This is a genomic window from Wenzhouxiangella sp. XN79A, assembly GCF_012272825.1.
Taxonomy (GTDB): Bacteria; Pseudomonadota; Gammaproteobacteria; order Xanthomonadales; family Wenzhouxiangellaceae.
In genome coordinates this window covers 139,774-155,073 of the sequence record NZ_JAAWWS010000134.1, presented here as the reverse complement: position 1 = coordinate 155,073, position 15,300 = coordinate 139,774, and the positions used below count along the sequence as shown (strand labels likewise).

Here is a 15,300-nt window from a genome sequence, read left to right as displayed (position 1 = left end):
GCACCCAGCAAGAAGGTGCGCGCCGCGTCTTTTCCGGCCCCGCATTTCTCAACGGCGAGCAACAGGAGAATCATCATGGCATTTGAACTCATCGAGAACTACACCCCGAGCGCGACCATCAAGGTCCTCGGTATCGGCGGAGGCGGCGGCAATGCCGTCAACCAGATGGTCGAGGCGAGCATCGAAGGCGTCGAGTTCGTGTCGGTCAACACCGACGCGCAGGCGCTGAAGAGCTTTGCCGGCAAGTCGACCCTGCAGATCGGCTCCAACGTGACCAAGGGGCTCGGCGCCGGCGCCAACCCGGAAGTGGGTCGCCAGGCCGCGCTGGAGGACCGTGACCGGGTCGCGGAATTGCTGGAAGGCTCCGACATGGTCTTCATCACCGCCGGCATGGGCGGCGGCACCGGCACCGGTGCAGCGCCGGTGATCGCGCAGACCGCCAAGGAAATGGGCATCCTCACCGTGGCCGTGGTCACCAAGCCGTTCCCGTTCGAAGGCCAGCGCCGGCTCGGCGTGGCCCAGCAGGGCATCGACGAACTCGGTCATCACGTCGACTCGTTGATCACCATCCCGAACAGCAAGCTGCTGAGCGTGCTCGGTCCGGACATCACGCTGCTCAACGCGTTCAAGGCGGCCAACCAGGTGCTGTCCGGCGCCGTCCAGGGCATCGCCGAGCTGATCACCCGCCCGGGCCTGATCAACGTCGACTTCGCCGACGTGCGCACCGTGATGTCGGAGATGGGCATGGCCATGATGGGCTCCGGTAGCGCCACCGGCCAGGACCGCGCGCTGATGGCCGCGCAGTCGGCGATCGGCTCGCCGCTGCTCGAGGACATCAACCTGTCCGGGGCCTGCGGCATCCTGGTCAACGTCACCGCCGGCATGAACCTGTCGATGCGCGAGTTCGAGGAGGTCGGCACCACCATCGCCGATCTGGCCAGCGAGGACGCCACGGTCGTCATGGGCACGGTCATCGATCCGGACATGAACGACGAGATCCGGGTCACCGTCGTCGCGACCGGTCTCGGCCACAAGCGCATCGAGCGCGAGAAGCCGATGAAACTGGTCCGCACCGGCACCGACGATCGTCCGGTGTTCAGCGAGGAGGACGACGAACCGCAGGGCCGCGTGCCGACCGGTCGGACCGTCGGCAGCCGCCACTCGGGCGCCGGTGCGCAGGGCGCCGGCGAGCGTGGTGGTCGCAGCGATGCCGAGCAGAAGGAGTTCGACTACCTCGACATTCCGGCCTTCCTGCGCAACCAGGCGGACTGAGTCGGCGTCCGCGGCGCGCTGGACGCGCTGCGGTCCAGGGTCGCGGACAAGCGTCCGCAACGAGCCGGCGTCGATTCCGGGTGGCCACTCGCCGGGTCACTCGGGACGCGTCGGCTCGTTGCGTTTACGCCACGTTTGTTACCGGAATGTGGCAAAAACGCGTCGGGAACCCGAAGGCTGTGCTACCATCCAACGGTTATCCGCGCGAAATTTCCCCGTGATCCAGCAACGCACCCTCAAGAACGTCATTCGAGCGACCGGCGTCGGTATGCATTCCGGCGAGAAGGTCATCATGACGCTGCGCCCGGCCCCGGCCGATACCGGCATCGTGTTTCGCCGGGTCGACCTGGATCCGGCCTTCGAAATCCGCGCCGAGCCCCACAATGTCGGCGATACCGCGCTGTCGACCACGCTGGTCGGTGGCGACGGCGTGCGGGTCGCGACCATCGAGCACCTGATGTCGGCGCTGGCCGGACTGGGCATCGACAACCTCTACGTCGACCTGACCGCCTCGGAAGTGCCGATCATGGACGGCAGCGCCGGCCCGTTCGTGTTCCTGATCCAGTCCGCCGGCATCGCCGAGCAGAACGCACCGAAGCGGTTCATCCGTATCCGCAAGGCGATCACGCTCGAAGACGGCGACAAGTGGGTGCGGTTCGAGCCCTACGACGGCTTCGCGGTGAATTTCGAGATCCACTTCGACCACCCGGTGTTCCGTCGCCGCAACTGCCGGATCGAACTGGATTTCTCGACCACCTCCTACCTGAAGGAAGTGGCCCGGGCGCGCACCTTCGGCTTCATGCGCGACATCGAATACCTGCGCCAGCGCAATCTGGTGCTGGGCGGCAGCCTCGACAATGCCGTGGTCGTCGACGACTACCGCGTGCTCAACCCCGACGGCCTTCGCTACGAAGACGAATTCGTCAAGCACAAGGCGCTGGACGCCATCGGCGATCTGTACCTGCTCGGCGCCAGCCCGCTCGGCCGGTTTACCGGCTACAAGTCCGGGCACGAGCTGAACAACCTGCTGCTGCGCAAGGTGCTGGCCGACGAAACGGCCTGGGAAAGCGTCACCTTCGACGCGCCGGAACGCGCGCCGATTTCCTACCTGCAGCCTGCCCAGGCGTTCTGACCGAACCGATCGCGGCCGGTTCGGACACTACTCGTCCGGAACGATGATCACGCGAACCTCCGTCAGCGGTGTCGGCCACAGCCGGCTCGCGGCTTCGAGAACGACCGCCTGCTGCAGCCGGGCCTGGGTGGCCCGGGCCGGCGATGCGGCGGCCAGGACCAGCGTGGTGTCCTCGATGCAGGCCACCCGCACCGCGTCGCGCATGGAGTCCGGCAGCATCGGCGCCAGCCGCTCGTTCAGGGCCAGGTAGGCTTCGGCCCGACGCAGCGCCTGGCGCAGGCCGCCGGCCTGGCCACCGGCGTCGCGGGCGATCTCACGGACGTTGCGGGCACGGGTTTCGCGTTTTCCTGCCATCGGCACATTGTAGGTCCGCAGCGCTGCGGCCGTGTTCGATCGGCTCGCCCGGATGATTCGTCGATCCACGTCGCGAGGCGACCCCCGGCCCCGGCACCCGGAGTGTTCGGCGATCGACCGGGTCGCGCTCGGACCCGAACATCCGCGGAGGCTTCGTGGTCGGGCGAAACGCCGCGGATGCGGGGCCTGGCGGTGTCACGGCCTTCGGCTTCATGAACGATCCGGGCTAGAATGGCGGATCGATGTCGTGTGCCGGGCGCCGGGCCTTCTTGCGGTTCGCGTCGGGCGCCCCAATCCTCAGAAATCGCCGGTCGCAGGGCCGGGCGACCCGAACACAAACGCAATGGATTCACCATGCTGAAGCGAATGATCACCAGGCTGGTCGGCAGCCGCAACGACCGGCTCCTGAAGCAGCTGCAGAAGGACATCGTCCGAATCAACGAACTGGAAGCCGAAATCCAGCCGTTGAGCGACGAGCAGCTCAAGGCCAAGACCGAAGAGTTCAAGCAGCGGCATGCCGACGGTACCTCGCTGGACGCACTGTTGCCGGAGGCCTTCGCGGTGGTCCGCGAGGCGGCGCTTCGTACGCTGGGCATGCGTCACTTCGACGCCCAGTTGATCGGCGGCATGGTGCTGCACCAGGGCAAGATCGCCGAGATGAAGACCGGCGAGGGCAAGACCCTGGTCGCCACCCTGCCGGTGTACCTGAACGCACTGACCGGAAAGGGCGTGCACGTGGTCACCGTCAACGATTACCTGGCCCGTCGCGACGCCGAGTGGATGGGGCCGGTCTACCGTGCCCTGGGCATGGAGGTCGGGGTGTCGGTGCCGGGCATGACCTCGGCCGCCAAGCGCGCCGCCTACGCCTGCGACATCACCTACGGCACCAACAACGAATTCGGTTTCGACTACCTGCGCGACAACATGGCGTTCTCGCAGGAACAGAAGGTCCAGCGCAGCCAGTTCTTCGCGATCGTCGACGAGGTCGACTCGATCCTGATCGACGAGGCCCGTACGCCGCTGATCATTTCCGGCCCGGCCGACGAAGGGCCCGAGCTCTATGTCAAGATCAACCGCATCGTTCCGGAACTCTCGGTCCAGGAAGAAGAGGACGGTCCGGGCGACTTCTCGCTCGACGAGAAGACCAAGCAGGTGCATCTGAGCGAAGACGGCATGGCGCGGGTCGAGGAGCTGTTGACCCGGGACGGCCTGCTGGAGGAAGAGCAGAGCCTCTACGATGCCTCGAACCTGGCCCTGGTCCATACCCTGAACGCCTGCCTGCGCGCCCATCACCTGTTCAACCGCGACGTCGACTACATCGTCAACGACGGCGAAGTGGTCATCGTCGACGAGTTCACCGGCCGCACGATGCCGGGCCGCCGCTGGTCCGACGGCCTGCACCAGGCCATCGAGGCCAAGGAAGGCGTGCCGATCCAGCGCGAGAACCAGACGCTGGCCTCGATCACCTTCCAGAACTACTTCCGCCTGTACGAGAAGCTGGCCGGCATGACCGGCACGGCCGACACCGAAGCCTACGAGTTCCAGTCGATCTACGGCCTCGAAGTGGTCGCCATTCCGACCCACAAGCCGATGATCCGCGACGATCGCGCCGACCTGGTGTTCCTGACTCCGGCCGAGAAGTACCAGGCCATCATCGAGGACATCGTCGAGCGCACCGCCAACGGTCAGCCGGTGCTGGTCGGGACGACCTCGATCGAGACCTCGGAGCTGCTCTCGCGCGAGTTGAAGAAGGCGAAGATCAAGCACGAAGTGCTCAACGCCAAGCAGCACGAGCGCGAAGCGACGATCATCGCCCAGGCCGGCCGGCCGGGTGCGGTGACCATCGCCACCAACATGGCCGGGCGCGGCACCGATATCGTGCTCGGCGGCAGCCTGGACGCCGAACTGGCCGAGCTCGGTGACGATGTGTCCGACGACAAGGTGCGCGCGGTCAGGGAAGAGTGGCAGAAGCGTCACGACAAGGTGCTCGAGGCCGGCGGCCTGCACATCATCGGTACCGAGCGACACGAATCGCGGCGCATCGACAACCAGCTGCGCGGCCGCTCGGGCCGCCAGGGCGATCCGGGCTCCAGCCGCTTCTACCTGTCGCTGCAGGACAACCTGATGCGCATCTTCGCCTCCGACCGGCTCGGCGCGATGATGCAGAAGCTCGGCATGCAGGACGGCGAGGCCATCGAACATCCGTGGGTGACCCGCGCCATCGAGAACGCCCAGCGCAAGGTCGAAGCGCACAACTTCGACATGCGAAAGAACCTGCTCGAGTTCGACGACGTGGCCAACGACCAGCGCCGCGTGATCTACGCCCAGCGCAACGAGTTGATGGAATCCGAGGAAATCGGCGACTTCATCGCCGAGATCCGCGACGAAGTGTTCGGCGAGCTGTTCGCCCGCCACATCCCGCCGGGTTCGATCGACGATCAGTGGGATCCGGAAACCCTGGAGAAGACGCTGGAAAGCGACTTCGGCCTCGACGCACCGGTCCGCAAGTGGCTGGACGAGGACGACGAACTCGACGAGGACGGCCTGCGCAAGAAGGTCTTCGACGTCGTCGACGCCCACTTCAAGGCCAAGGAAGAGGCCACCGGCGAAAAGGTCATGCGCCACTTCGAGAAGGCCGTGATGCTGAACGTGCTCGACCAGCAGTGGAAGGAACACCTGGCCAGCATGGACTACCTGCGCCGTGGCATCGGGCTGCGGGCCCATGCCCAGAAGAAGCCGCAGCAGGAATACAAGCGGGAAGGCTTCGACATGTTCACCGAGATGCTCGGCAGCGTCCGCTACGAAGTCATCCGGATTCTCGCTCGCGTCCAGATCAAGAGCGACGAGGACGTCGAGGCCGTCGACCAGCAGCGCCGGCGCGAACAGCCGATGGAGTTCCGGCACCAGCAGGCCGGCAGCCTGGCCACGGCCGGCGCGGCGGCAGGCGCCGCCGGTGCTTCGGCCGGCGGACCGGCAGCGGGCAGCGCCGAGGCGCCCGAGACCTTCGTCCGCGACGGCCGCAAGATCGGCCGCAACGAACCGTGCCCGTGTGGTTCCGGGAAGAAGTACAAGCAGTGCCACGGCAAGCTCGATTAGGTCCGGGCCTTGCCCCGGAACAGGGGCGAGCAGCGAGGGGCGAGTCTCACTCCTTCACGGAATGGACTCGTCCCTGAGCGCTTGCCCCTTTCCTCTTTCCCCTTTCCCCTTTTCCCTGTTCTCCGCGCCCTCATCCCTCCGAAGCAGATCGCCGGCCCGCGGCTCGGCTCCGAACAGTGCCGAGCGGGCTGCGCGAACCTCGCCGCCCGGCCTGCGGTCGGGTGCCTCCGGTTCGCGGTCCGTGCGGGCTCCGCGCTTCTTCCCGGGGCTGACGATGGAACAGGTCGGAAACCGATCCACAGTTCCTGACCAACGGACCGACGACGCGAAGGGATTTTTTGTATCTGCTGAACTGGACGGGCGGGGAACGAGCGTGATGGTGTTGCTCGAGGAGGTATTCCCGTAGCATGGCCAAGCGAAGCGCACCCGGGGATGTTGTCTACCCCTGATCAAGTCCGGGGCGACCGGGGCGGGCAATGCTTGGGATCGGATCCCGACTTGCATCGGCGTCAGCGCCGTCGAGACGCGGAAGGGCGAGCGAGAAAAACAGGCAAAAAGGTGCCTGAGCGAAGCGAGTTCGTTTTGCCCCGCTCGCACTGCGGATCGCAGGGGGGCGGCCGCAGGCCGGGCGGCGATGTTCGCGCAGCGCTCTTGGGTCCTTTCGGCGCACCAGAAGTACCTCGCCATCAGCCCGCGAAGCGGGCGGGCGAGACGCTCTTGATGTTCAAGTCGGCCCGAGTCCAGCTGGATCGGCAGATTCGGATCCGTGCGGCCCAGTGGTGTTGGATCAGGCGGCCCATCGCCCGCAGCGCGATCAGATCTCCACCGCCACCCGCACCCCATCCTCGATCGCCCGCTTCGCATCGAGCTCGGCGGCGAGCTTGGCGCCGCCGATGATGTGGACGGACTGGCCGGCGTCCTTCAGGGCATCGAAGAGGGCGTTCTCCGAGACCTGGCCGGTGCACAGGACGATGGTGTCGACTTCGAGGACCTGCCTGGTCTCGTTGCCTTCCTTGTCCTTGACGGTGATGTGCAGGCCCTGGTCGTCGATCTTCCGATAGTCGACGCCGGAGAGCATCTTCACCCCGTGGTTCTTCAAGGTGGTGCGGTGGATCCAGCCGGTGGTCTTGCCCAGGCCCTTGCCGGGCTTGCTGGTCTTGCGCTGGGTCATCCAGATCTGGCGGGCCGGTTCGTGCCGCTTCGGTTCGACGCCCTCGACGCCGCCGCGGGTGCGGAAGTCCATGTCCACGCCCCATTCGGCGAAGAAGTCCTCGACCGAGACGTCGTCGGGGTCGGGCTGCAGCGGGACATCGTCGTGCAGCAGGTATTCGGAGACGTCGAAACCGATGCCGCCGGCGCCGATCACGGCCACTTTCTTTCCGACCTCGGCGTTGCCGGCCAGCACTTCGGCATAGCTCAGCACGTTGGGTCGGTCCTCGCCGGGAATGCCGGGGATGCGCGGCTTGACGCCGGTGGCGATGATCACTTCATCGAAGCGCTGGCGGGCCAGCTCGCCGGCGCTGAGCTTGCTGTTGAGCTTCAGTTCGACCCCGGTCAGTTCGATCTGGCGGCTGAAGTAGCGGATCGTCTCGATGAATTCTTCCTTGCCGGGGATCCTCAACGCCATGTTGAACTGGCCGCCGATCCGGTCGCTGGCCTCGTAGAGCGTGACCTGGTGGCCGCGCTTCGCGGCGGTGGTCGCCGCCGACAGGCCGGCCATGCCGCCGCCGATGACGGCCACGCGCTTCGGTGCGTCCGTTTGCGTGATCACGATCTCGGTTTCGCGCGCGGCGATCGGGTTGACCAGGCAGCTGGCCTTCCTGTTCTCGAACACGTGGTCCAGGCAGGCCTGGTTGCAGCCGATGCAGGTGTTGATCTCGTCAGCACGGTCCTCGGCGGCCTTGACCGCCCAGTCGGGGTCGGCCAGGAAGGGCCGGGCCATGGAGATCATGTCGGCGTCGCCGCGGGCCAGCACCGCCTCGGCGGTGTCGGGCATGTTGATGCGGTTGGTGGTCACCAGCGGAATGTCGATCGCGTCGCGCATCATCCGCGTGACCCAGGTGAAGGCCGCGCGCGGCACCGAGGTGGCGATGGTCGGGATGCGGGTTTCATGCCAGCCGATGCCGGTGTTGATGATCGTTGCTCCGGCCGATTCGACGGCCCGCCCCAGTTCGACGACTTCCTCGCGGTTGTTGCCGTCGGCCAGCATGTCGAGCATCGACAGCCGGTAGATGATGATGAACTCGCGGCCGACGGCTGCCCGGATCCGGCGGACGATCTCGACCGGCAGTTTCATGCGGTTTTCGAAGCTGCCGCCCCATTCGTCGGTCCGGTGGTTGGTGCGCGGGACCAGGAACTGGTTGATGAAGTAGCCCTCCGAGCCCATCACCTCGACGCCGTCGTAGCCGGCGGCCTGCGCCAGCTTCGCGCAGCGAACGAAATCCCGGATCTGCTTCTCCACGCCCTTGCTCGACAGCGCCTTCGGCTTGAACGGGTTGATCGGCGCCTTGATCGCGCTGGGGGCGACCGAAAACGGGTGGTAGGCATAGCGGCCGGCGTGCAGGATCTGCATGCAGATCCTGCCGTCGTTGGCATGCACGGCCTCGGTGACCTTGCGGTGGCGCTGCACTTCCCAGCGGTTGGTCAGCTTCGAGGCCAGCGGCGCCAGGCTGCCGCGGCGGTTGGGCGCGATGCCGCCGGTCACGATCAGGCCGACACCGCCTTTCGCGCGCTCGGCGAAGTAGGCGGCCAGGCGGTCGTAGTCCCAGACCCGGTCTTCGAGGCCGGTGTGCATCGACCCCATCAGCAGTCGGTTCTTCAGCGTGGTGAAACCGAGATCGAGCGGTTCGAAGATGTGGGGATAACGTGGGGCGTGGGTCACGGCCGGTCCTTCGCGGTGGAACGCAGAGCAGGCAGGCTGCCGATTCTAGCCCGCATTATTCATGAATCGCCGCGATGATTGCGCCGGGAATTGCTCGCACAGGGGATTTTCCGACCGAGCGGACTACCCTGCTGTATTTCCGAGCGAGGACGATTCGCTGTGCGGACAAGGACCAGGCAAGGGCGCGAGCTCGTTCATGAATACTGCGGGCCAGTGTACCCCGTCGTTCACCCGGTAACGTTCAGCGAGCCCGGGCCGGGCTCAGCGGCGCCGCCGGCGCCGCCGGCGAAGCGTGGCCGCGGTGCGGTCCGGGTCGTTGGCCACAGTGTCCGGCCGGGAGGGCTCGGACGGGGGCTCGTGCTCGCGTTCGAAGGTCGCGTCGGGGGCCTCGGGCTCGGGCTGGTCGGTCGCGGTCTCGTCCGCTGCGAGCGCGGCGTCACGCTCGGCCTCGTCCAGCTCGTCGGCCCAGTTGTCGAGTTCCTCGTCACCCCAGCCGGAGCCGGCGTCGGCCTCGGTCGTCGGGTCGTCGTCGCCCGGCGCGGGTTCGAGTGGTTTCCTGCCGACGGCGTTTCCGGCTTCCTTCTCATCGGCCGCGAGGCCGGCGTCTTCGGGATCGCCGGGGTGCAGCAGCGGCCCCAGCTCGTCGTCGCCCGGTGGCGCCGGCGCTGCCGGTCGCCGAGCCGGTTCGGGCTCGAGCTCGGGCTGCAGCGGTGCGTCGGGGTCCGGCGGCGGAGCCGGAGTCGCGACCGGTGCCGGCTCGGGTTCGAGAAAGGCATCGAGTTCGGACTCGACGTCGTCGGCCGGCGGCGCTTCGACGGCCGGCACGATCACCGCGCCGTCGGCGAAGACCGGCTCGCCGTCGAGTTCGATGGCCACGACCCGGCCGACGCCGCGCGCCGTGGCCATCCGTTCGGCCAGCGTCTCGATGTCGTCCGGGTCGCCCTCGGCGCGAATGTCCAGCGTGCCGCCGCGGCCTTCGCTGGCGCGGGTCAGCTTCTGGGTCTTCAGTTCCAGGCCTTGCTGGGCCAGGGCGGCAACAATACCGGCCAGGACGCCGGAGGCCCGCTCCAGGTCCAGGTGCAGACGAACTTCAGCCACGGTGGGCATACCCCTCGAGTCGGTTCATGGACGTCGCCGATGGGGCCCGAACGGCCGGTCCGGGCGACGTGCAAACAGCGTGGAATATAGCAACAACGGCCCCGACCGTGCCATGAACCGCGTCACGCTTCGGCCCCGATGTCCGCCCGGCCCTCCGGGCGGGAGCGTCGCATGCGCAGCGCCTGCAGGCCCGGCGGTTCGCTCCTGCACCCGCAGCCGCAGGCCGGCGACCGGCGGACACGGCGAAGTGATTCGTGCACGGCGATTTCAGGTCCGGTTCAGGGTCGGCTGGTAGTATTGCAGCGTGCCCATCGCACACGGACCGCAGCCACCATGACCACGACCGATTCCGCAGCTCGCACGTCCGCCGACGACGGTCCGTTCAAGCCGTTGCCGGAACACGAGGTCACCCAGTTGCTGCAGAAGATCCGGTCGGAACCCGACCTGTTCGACCAGGTCGTGCCGATGGTCTACGACGACTTGAAGCGGATCGGCCACAACCAGCGCAAGCAGTACGCCTCCAGCCTGACCATGCAGACCACCGCGCTGGTCCACGAGGCCTTCATCAAGCTCAAGGAGCACTCGTCGGGCGAGATCGAGAACCGCGCTCACCTGCGGCGGCTGGCCGCGATGGTCATGCGCCAGTTGATCTTCGATTACGCTCGTCGCCAGAACTCGCAGAAGCGCGGCAGCGGCCAGGTGCCGGTCGAGTTCGAGGACGATCGCGTGGCCGACGTCGACGCGGCCGACCGCGACCTGGTACTGGCCATCGAGACCATTCTCGAGCAGATGGAGACCAGCAACCCGCGCATGGCCGAGATCGTTTCGGCGCGGTTCTTCGCCGGTTTCTCGATCGAGGAGATCGCCGAGATGCTCGACCTGTCGGGGCGCACCGTCAGTCGCGATCTCACCCGGGCTCGGGCCTGGCTGAAAACCGAGCTCGAGGACTACCGGAGCGCGCGCTGAGCGAGCCGTCGATCCGGCAGGCCGAAGCTCACAGCGCGGCCAGCACCTCGACCAGGGTCTCGCCGCAGTCGGCGTGCACATTGAACATCAGCACCGCATCGGCTCGCGTCCGGCCCCGGGTGGCCGCGGCAATCGGCAAGCCGCGTCGCTGCGCCTCGCGGACGATCCGGTAGCCCGACCCCACGACCAGCGACGAGCCCACCACCAGCAGCGCGCCGGCCCGGTCGAGCCGCGCGCCGATCGTCTCGAACCGGTCCCGCGGCACCGATTCGCCGAAGAACACCACGTCGGGTTTCAGCCGGCCACCGCATCCGCCGCAGGCCACGACCCGGAACCCGGGGTAGGCGGCTTCGTCGAGTTCGGCATCCCCATCCGGATTGATCGACAGCACGTCGGGCGCCCAGTCGGGGTTGGCGGTCAGCAGGTGGTCCTGCAGCACGCTGCGGTCGATCGGCGCGCCGCAATCCAGGCAGAGTACCCGCTGCAGTCCGCCGTGCAGCTCGAGCACCCCGGGCTGACCGGCGGCCTGGTGCAGGCCGTCGACGTTCTGCGTGACCAGTCCGGCCAGCAGGCCGCGCCGGTCCAGCTCGACCAGTGCGTGGTGGGCCGGCCCGGGACGGGCGGCCTGCATGACCGGCCAGCCGAGAAAGCTGCGCGCCCAGTAGCGGCGGCGGACCGTGGCCGACGCGACGAAGTCGGGGTAGAGGATCGGCTGGCGCCGATTCCATTTGCCGGTTGCATCGCGGTAGGCCGGGATGCCCGAAGCGGTCGAGCAGCCGGCACCGGTCAGCGCCAGCACCGGGGCGTGTCGCTCGATGAACGCGGCCAGGCAGGCCGGCGAGCCGGCCGGCGCGGCGGGGCCGTTGCCGTCGCGGAACTCGGGAATGCGGATGCCGGGCGACCGGCCAGGAGCGCTACGATCCATGCGGTGGATCGTAGCGGGTCGGAATGAAGCCCGGGCGGAGGTCCGCCCGGGAAAAGACGTTCCGGTGAACCCGGAACGCTGCCGTCGGAAGCGTTGCCGTGGCGAACCCCGGGCGGCCGGGGTTCGCTCGGGTCCGGCTCAGAACCGTGCGCGCAGACCGGTGGTGATGTTGATGCCCGGCAGCGGCGCGACGTCCTTCAGGAACGACGTGTGCACGCGCTGCTCTTCGTCGAGCAGGTTGGCGCCCTTCAGGAACAGCTCGAACTCCGACATACCGATGGTCCAGCGGTAGGCCAGGTTGGCGGTCAGCATGTTGTAGCCGTCGGTCTCGGACTCGAATTCGGCCACGTCGTCGACCTCGAACACCCGGACGAACTCGACGTTGCCGCGCCAGCCGCCGCGGTGCCAGTCCAGCCCGGCGCCGAGCCGGGTCGGCGACAGCCGCGGCACGTTGCCGTTGCCGACGTCGATGTCGGCATCGACCGTGTCGCCGAAGCCGCGCAGTTCGAAGTCACCGAACGAGGTTTCCGGCAGCTTGACGCTGGCCTCGGCTTCCAGGCCCCAGAACTCGGCGTCGGCCTGGCTCCAGATCTGTACCGGCAGGCCGTCCTCGATGTCCCCGGTGTCGGCCAGGTAGACGAAGTCCTCGATGTCGTTGTAGAACACATCGGCGCGGAAGTGGAACGGGCCGGCGTACTTGTGGATGCCGATATCGATGTTGTTGGAGGTTTCCTTGCCCAGCGACGGGTCGCCGACTTCGAAGTTCTGGGTGGCGATGTGCGGGCCGTTGGCGAACAGCTCTTCCTGGGTCGGTGCCCGCTCGGAGCGCTGCCAGTTGGCGCTGGCCTGCCAGTCGGGCGCGAAGCGCCAGACCGCACCGGCCGACAGCGACAGCAGGTCGAAGTCGCGCGAGCGGGTGCCGTCGGCCAGGACCGAATCGGCCAGGCTGATCTCGTCGGTCTGCAGACGCAGTCCGGCCGACAGCAGGATCGGGTCGAGGTCGAATTCCTCGATCACGAACAGCCCCTTGGACTGGGTGTCGGCGGCCGGAATGAAGGCTTCTTCGCCGACGGCCTCGAGCGTGGTGTCCTCGAACTGGAAACCGACCACGCCGGACAGGCGGCCGATCGGGGCGTGGCGGGCTTCCAGCCGCAGCTCCTGGCCTTCGACGTCGAAGGTGGTGCCGATCTCGTCGCCCTCCAGTTCGATGTGCTGGTACTCGTTGCGCGCGAACTTGATGCGGAACTCGTCGATCAGTTCGACCGGCTGCCAGAAGCCGGCGCGGAACTCGTAGCGATCCTGGTCGAGGTCGATGCTGACCGGCTCGTCGCCGCCGCCCTTGGCCAGGATGCTCGGAAGTTCATCGTCGTCGTCTTCTTCCTTTTCCTTCTTGGGTACGCCGTAGAGCGTCTCGAAGCCCTTCCAGGCCACGCCGGCAAAGCCCCAGTCGCCGACCACCGAGACGCCGATCGTGGCGCCCTCGCTTTCCTGGGCGGTGTTCTTCAGCACGCCCTCTTCCTGCTCGGCGCGCTCCTCGGCGTCGAGCTCGGCCAGTTCTTCGGCGGTCAGCGCGAACCCCGGGATCTCGTAGTCGTCGGTTTCGCGCTGGAAGCCGTCGATGTGGAACTGGAACGCGCCGATGCCGCCGTCGAGGCGGACCACGCCGGCCCGTTCGTCGGCGGCGGTGTTGGCGCGGAACTCGGCCTGCGCGCTGAAGTCCTGGCGCTGCTCGGGAATGCGGTTGTCGATCAGGTTGATCACGCCGCCCGAGGCGGTCGAACCGTACAGCAGGTTGGCCGGCCCGCGCAGGATTTCGATCCGGTCGATCAGCAGGGGTTCGGCCGAGACCGCGTGGTCGGGGCTCAGTGCCGCGGCATCGAGCGAACTCAGGCCGTCTTCGGTGATCCGGACCCGGTTGCCGCCGAGACCGCGGATGATCGGCCGGCCGGCGCCGGGGCCGAAGTAGGTCGAATGGATGCCCAGTTCGGTGGCCAGCGTTTCGCCCAGCGTGGCTTCCTTCTGGTCATCGAGCTGCTCGCCGGTGATCACGTCGACCGGCTGGGTGGAATCCAGCGGCGTGCCGCCCTGCGGCAGCACGCGGACCTCGACGGTGTCGAGTTCGACCGCTTCCGGTTCGGCGGCGTCGGCCTCGGACTGAGCGTGAGCGGTCGCGGCCAGGGAGACGGCCAGCGCCAGTGAAACGGCGTGGGCAAGAGGAGAGCGTCGGAGCTTCATGAGGCGATGATTCCGGTGGTTGGGTTAAAGATGGAATGTTATAACATTTTTTTCATGAACGGCAAGCGGATCGGCGTCTCGACGCTCACGCGGGCTGGACGGCCGGGCTGCAATCTATCGGGTCTTTCACCGGTCCCATCGGTCATGAAACGACGACATCTGATCACCGGCGCCCTGGCCGGCACCCTCGGCGCGGGACTCGCCGCCCGCCTGATCGCGCAGGACGATGGCGCGAGCCTGCCGGCCGATGCCCCCGAAGCACCGACGGTGGGCTACACGCTCGAAGACTGGCGGCGCATCCTGCCGCCGGATCGCTACGACATCCTGTTCCGGGAGCAGACCGAGCGTGCCGGCACCAGCCCGCTGAACGACGAGAAACGCGACGGAACCTACGTCTGCGCGGCCTGCTACCAGCCCCTGTTTTCCAGCCGGCACAAGTACGATTCGGGCACGGGCTGGCCGAGTTTCTTCCAGCCCATCGACGCCGAAGCGATCGGCACCAAGCGCGACTACAAGCTGATCTGGCCGCGCACCGAGTACCACTGCAGCCGCTGCGGCGGCCACCAGGGCCACGTGTTCGACGACGGCCCGCCGCCGACCGGGCAGCGCTGGTGCAACAACGGCCTGGCGCTGGAGTTCGTGCCCGAAGGCAGGGACCTGCCGGAGTTGCGCGGATGACGCCTTCGACGACCAGGGTGCCGGCGCGACCGACCGCGCCGCGAGTGAACGCTTCGGCGCTGCTGCTGGTCGCCGTGGCCGCCGTCCTCGTGGCGGCCACGGCGCGGGCCGAGGAGCGCGTTGCGACCTTCGGCGGCGGTTGTTTCTGGTGCATGGAGCCGCCCTACGACGACATCGACGGCGTGATCTCGACCACCTCGGGCTACATGGGCGGCACCGTCGACCATCCGAGCTACGAGCAGGTCGTGCGCGGCGGCACCGGGCACGTCGAAGTGGTGCAGGTGCGCTACGACGACGAGCGGGTCAGCTACGAGGAGTTGTTGTACGTGTTCTGGCGCAACATCGATCCGCTGACCGACAATCGCCAGTTCTGCGACGCCGGCGAAAGCTACCGGCCGGTGATCTTCGCCCACGACGCCGGCCAGCGCGTCGCGGCCGAGATCTCCAGACGCGAGCTGGTCGATTCCGGCCGCTTCGAGCAGCCGATCGTCGTGCCGATCGAGACGGCCGGAACGTTCTGGCCGGCCGAGGACTACCACCAGGATTACTACCGCAAGAACTCGGTTCGCTACAAGTACTATCGCTGGCGCTGCGGACGCGACGAGCGGCTCGAGGCGCTCTGGGGCGACGAAGCCGGCGGCTGAACCGAGACGTCCGGGGCGT

Annotated in this window: 11 protein-coding genes; 6 read left to right on the top strand and 5 right to left on the bottom strand. The window is 67.5% G+C overall.

The window, feature by feature from the left end:
• Window positions 1-75: 75 nt before the first annotated feature.
• The gene (ftsZ, locus tag HFP89_RS04005; protein WP_206212211.1) at window positions 76-1,272 is read left to right on the top strand and encodes a cell division protein FtsZ; all 1,197 of its coding nucleotides are present in this window, start codon (window positions 76-78) and stop codon (window positions 1,270-1,272) included.
• Window positions 1,273-1,489: 217 nt separating this feature from the next.
• Window positions 1,490-2,404 (top strand): UDP-3-O-acyl-N-acetylglucosamine deacetylase, encoded by a 915-nt coding sequence (lpxC, locus tag HFP89_RS04000; RefSeq protein WP_168716345.1) that lies wholly within the window; start codon window positions 1,490-1,492, stop codon window positions 2,402-2,404.
• Between the two features lie 27 nt (window positions 2,405-2,431).
• Here the strand turns inward: lpxC and HFP89_RS03995 are convergent, their stop codons facing one another.
• Window positions 2,432-2,758: a DciA family protein gene (locus HFP89_RS03995; protein ID WP_168716344.1), complete on the bottom strand. Its 327-nt coding sequence runs from the start codon at window positions 2,756-2,758 to the stop codon at window positions 2,432-2,434.
• 354 nt (window positions 2,759-3,112) lie between these two features.
• Here HFP89_RS03995 and secA point away from each other — a divergent pair, with 354 nt between their 5' ends.
• Window positions 3,113-5,854, top strand: a complete 2,742-nt coding sequence (secA, locus tag HFP89_RS03990) for a preprotein translocase subunit SecA (protein WP_168716343.1) — start codon at window positions 3,113-3,115, stop codon at window positions 5,852-5,854.
• Between the two features lie 814 nt (window positions 5,855-6,668).
• Here the strand turns inward: secA and HFP89_RS16290 are convergent.
• Both HFP89_RS16290 and HFP89_RS03980 read right to left on the bottom strand, forming a co-directional pair.
• The gene (locus HFP89_RS16290) at window positions 6,669-8,735 is read right to left on the bottom strand and encodes an NADPH-dependent 2,4-dienoyl-CoA reductase (RefSeq protein WP_168716342.1); all 2,067 of its coding nucleotides are present in this window, start codon (window positions 8,733-8,735) and stop codon (window positions 6,669-6,671) included.
• A gap of 261 nt (window positions 8,736-8,996) precedes the next feature.
• On the bottom strand, window positions 8,997-9,833 hold the full coding sequence (locus tag HFP89_RS03980) for a hypothetical protein (RefSeq protein ID WP_168716341.1): 837 nt from the start codon (window positions 9,831-9,833) through the stop codon (window positions 8,997-8,999).
• A gap of 333 nt (window positions 9,834-10,166) precedes the next feature.
• On the opposite strand from HFP89_RS03980, the gene HFP89_RS03975 reads away from it, so the two are divergent.
• Window positions 10,167-10,799 (top strand): ECF-type sigma factor, encoded by a 633-nt coding sequence (locus HFP89_RS03975; protein WP_168716340.1) that lies wholly within the window; start codon window positions 10,167-10,169, stop codon window positions 10,797-10,799.
• Between the two features lie 28 nt (window positions 10,800-10,827).
• Here the strand turns inward: HFP89_RS03975 and HFP89_RS03970 are convergent, their stop codons facing one another.
• Both HFP89_RS03970 and HFP89_RS03965 read right to left on the bottom strand, forming a co-directional pair.
• Window positions 10,828-11,724 (bottom strand): NAD-dependent protein deacetylase, encoded by an 897-nt coding sequence (locus HFP89_RS03970; protein ID WP_168716339.1) that lies wholly within the window; start codon window positions 11,722-11,724, stop codon window positions 10,828-10,830.
• Between the two features lie 138 nt (window positions 11,725-11,862).
• The gene (locus HFP89_RS03965) at window positions 11,863-13,959 is read right to left on the bottom strand and encodes a TonB-dependent receptor (protein ID WP_168716338.1); all 2,097 of its coding nucleotides are present in this window, start codon (window positions 13,957-13,959) and stop codon (window positions 11,863-11,865) included.
• A gap of 144 nt (window positions 13,960-14,103) precedes the next feature.
• On the opposite strand from HFP89_RS03965, the gene msrB reads away from it, so the two are divergent.
• Both msrB and msrA read left to right on the top strand, forming a co-directional pair.
• Window positions 14,104-14,637, top strand: coding sequence for a peptide-methionine (R)-S-oxide reductase MsrB (msrB, locus tag HFP89_RS03960; protein WP_168716337.1), 534 nt, complete (start codon window positions 14,104-14,106; stop codon window positions 14,635-14,637).
• The gene (gene msrA, locus HFP89_RS03955; protein ID WP_168716336.1) at window positions 14,634-15,281 is read left to right on the top strand and encodes a peptide-methionine (S)-S-oxide reductase MsrA; all 648 of its coding nucleotides are present in this window, start codon (window positions 14,634-14,636) and stop codon (window positions 15,279-15,281) included. Before msrB ends, msrA begins: the two co-directional genes overlap by 4 nt.
• Window positions 15,282-15,300: the final 19 nt, after the last annotated feature.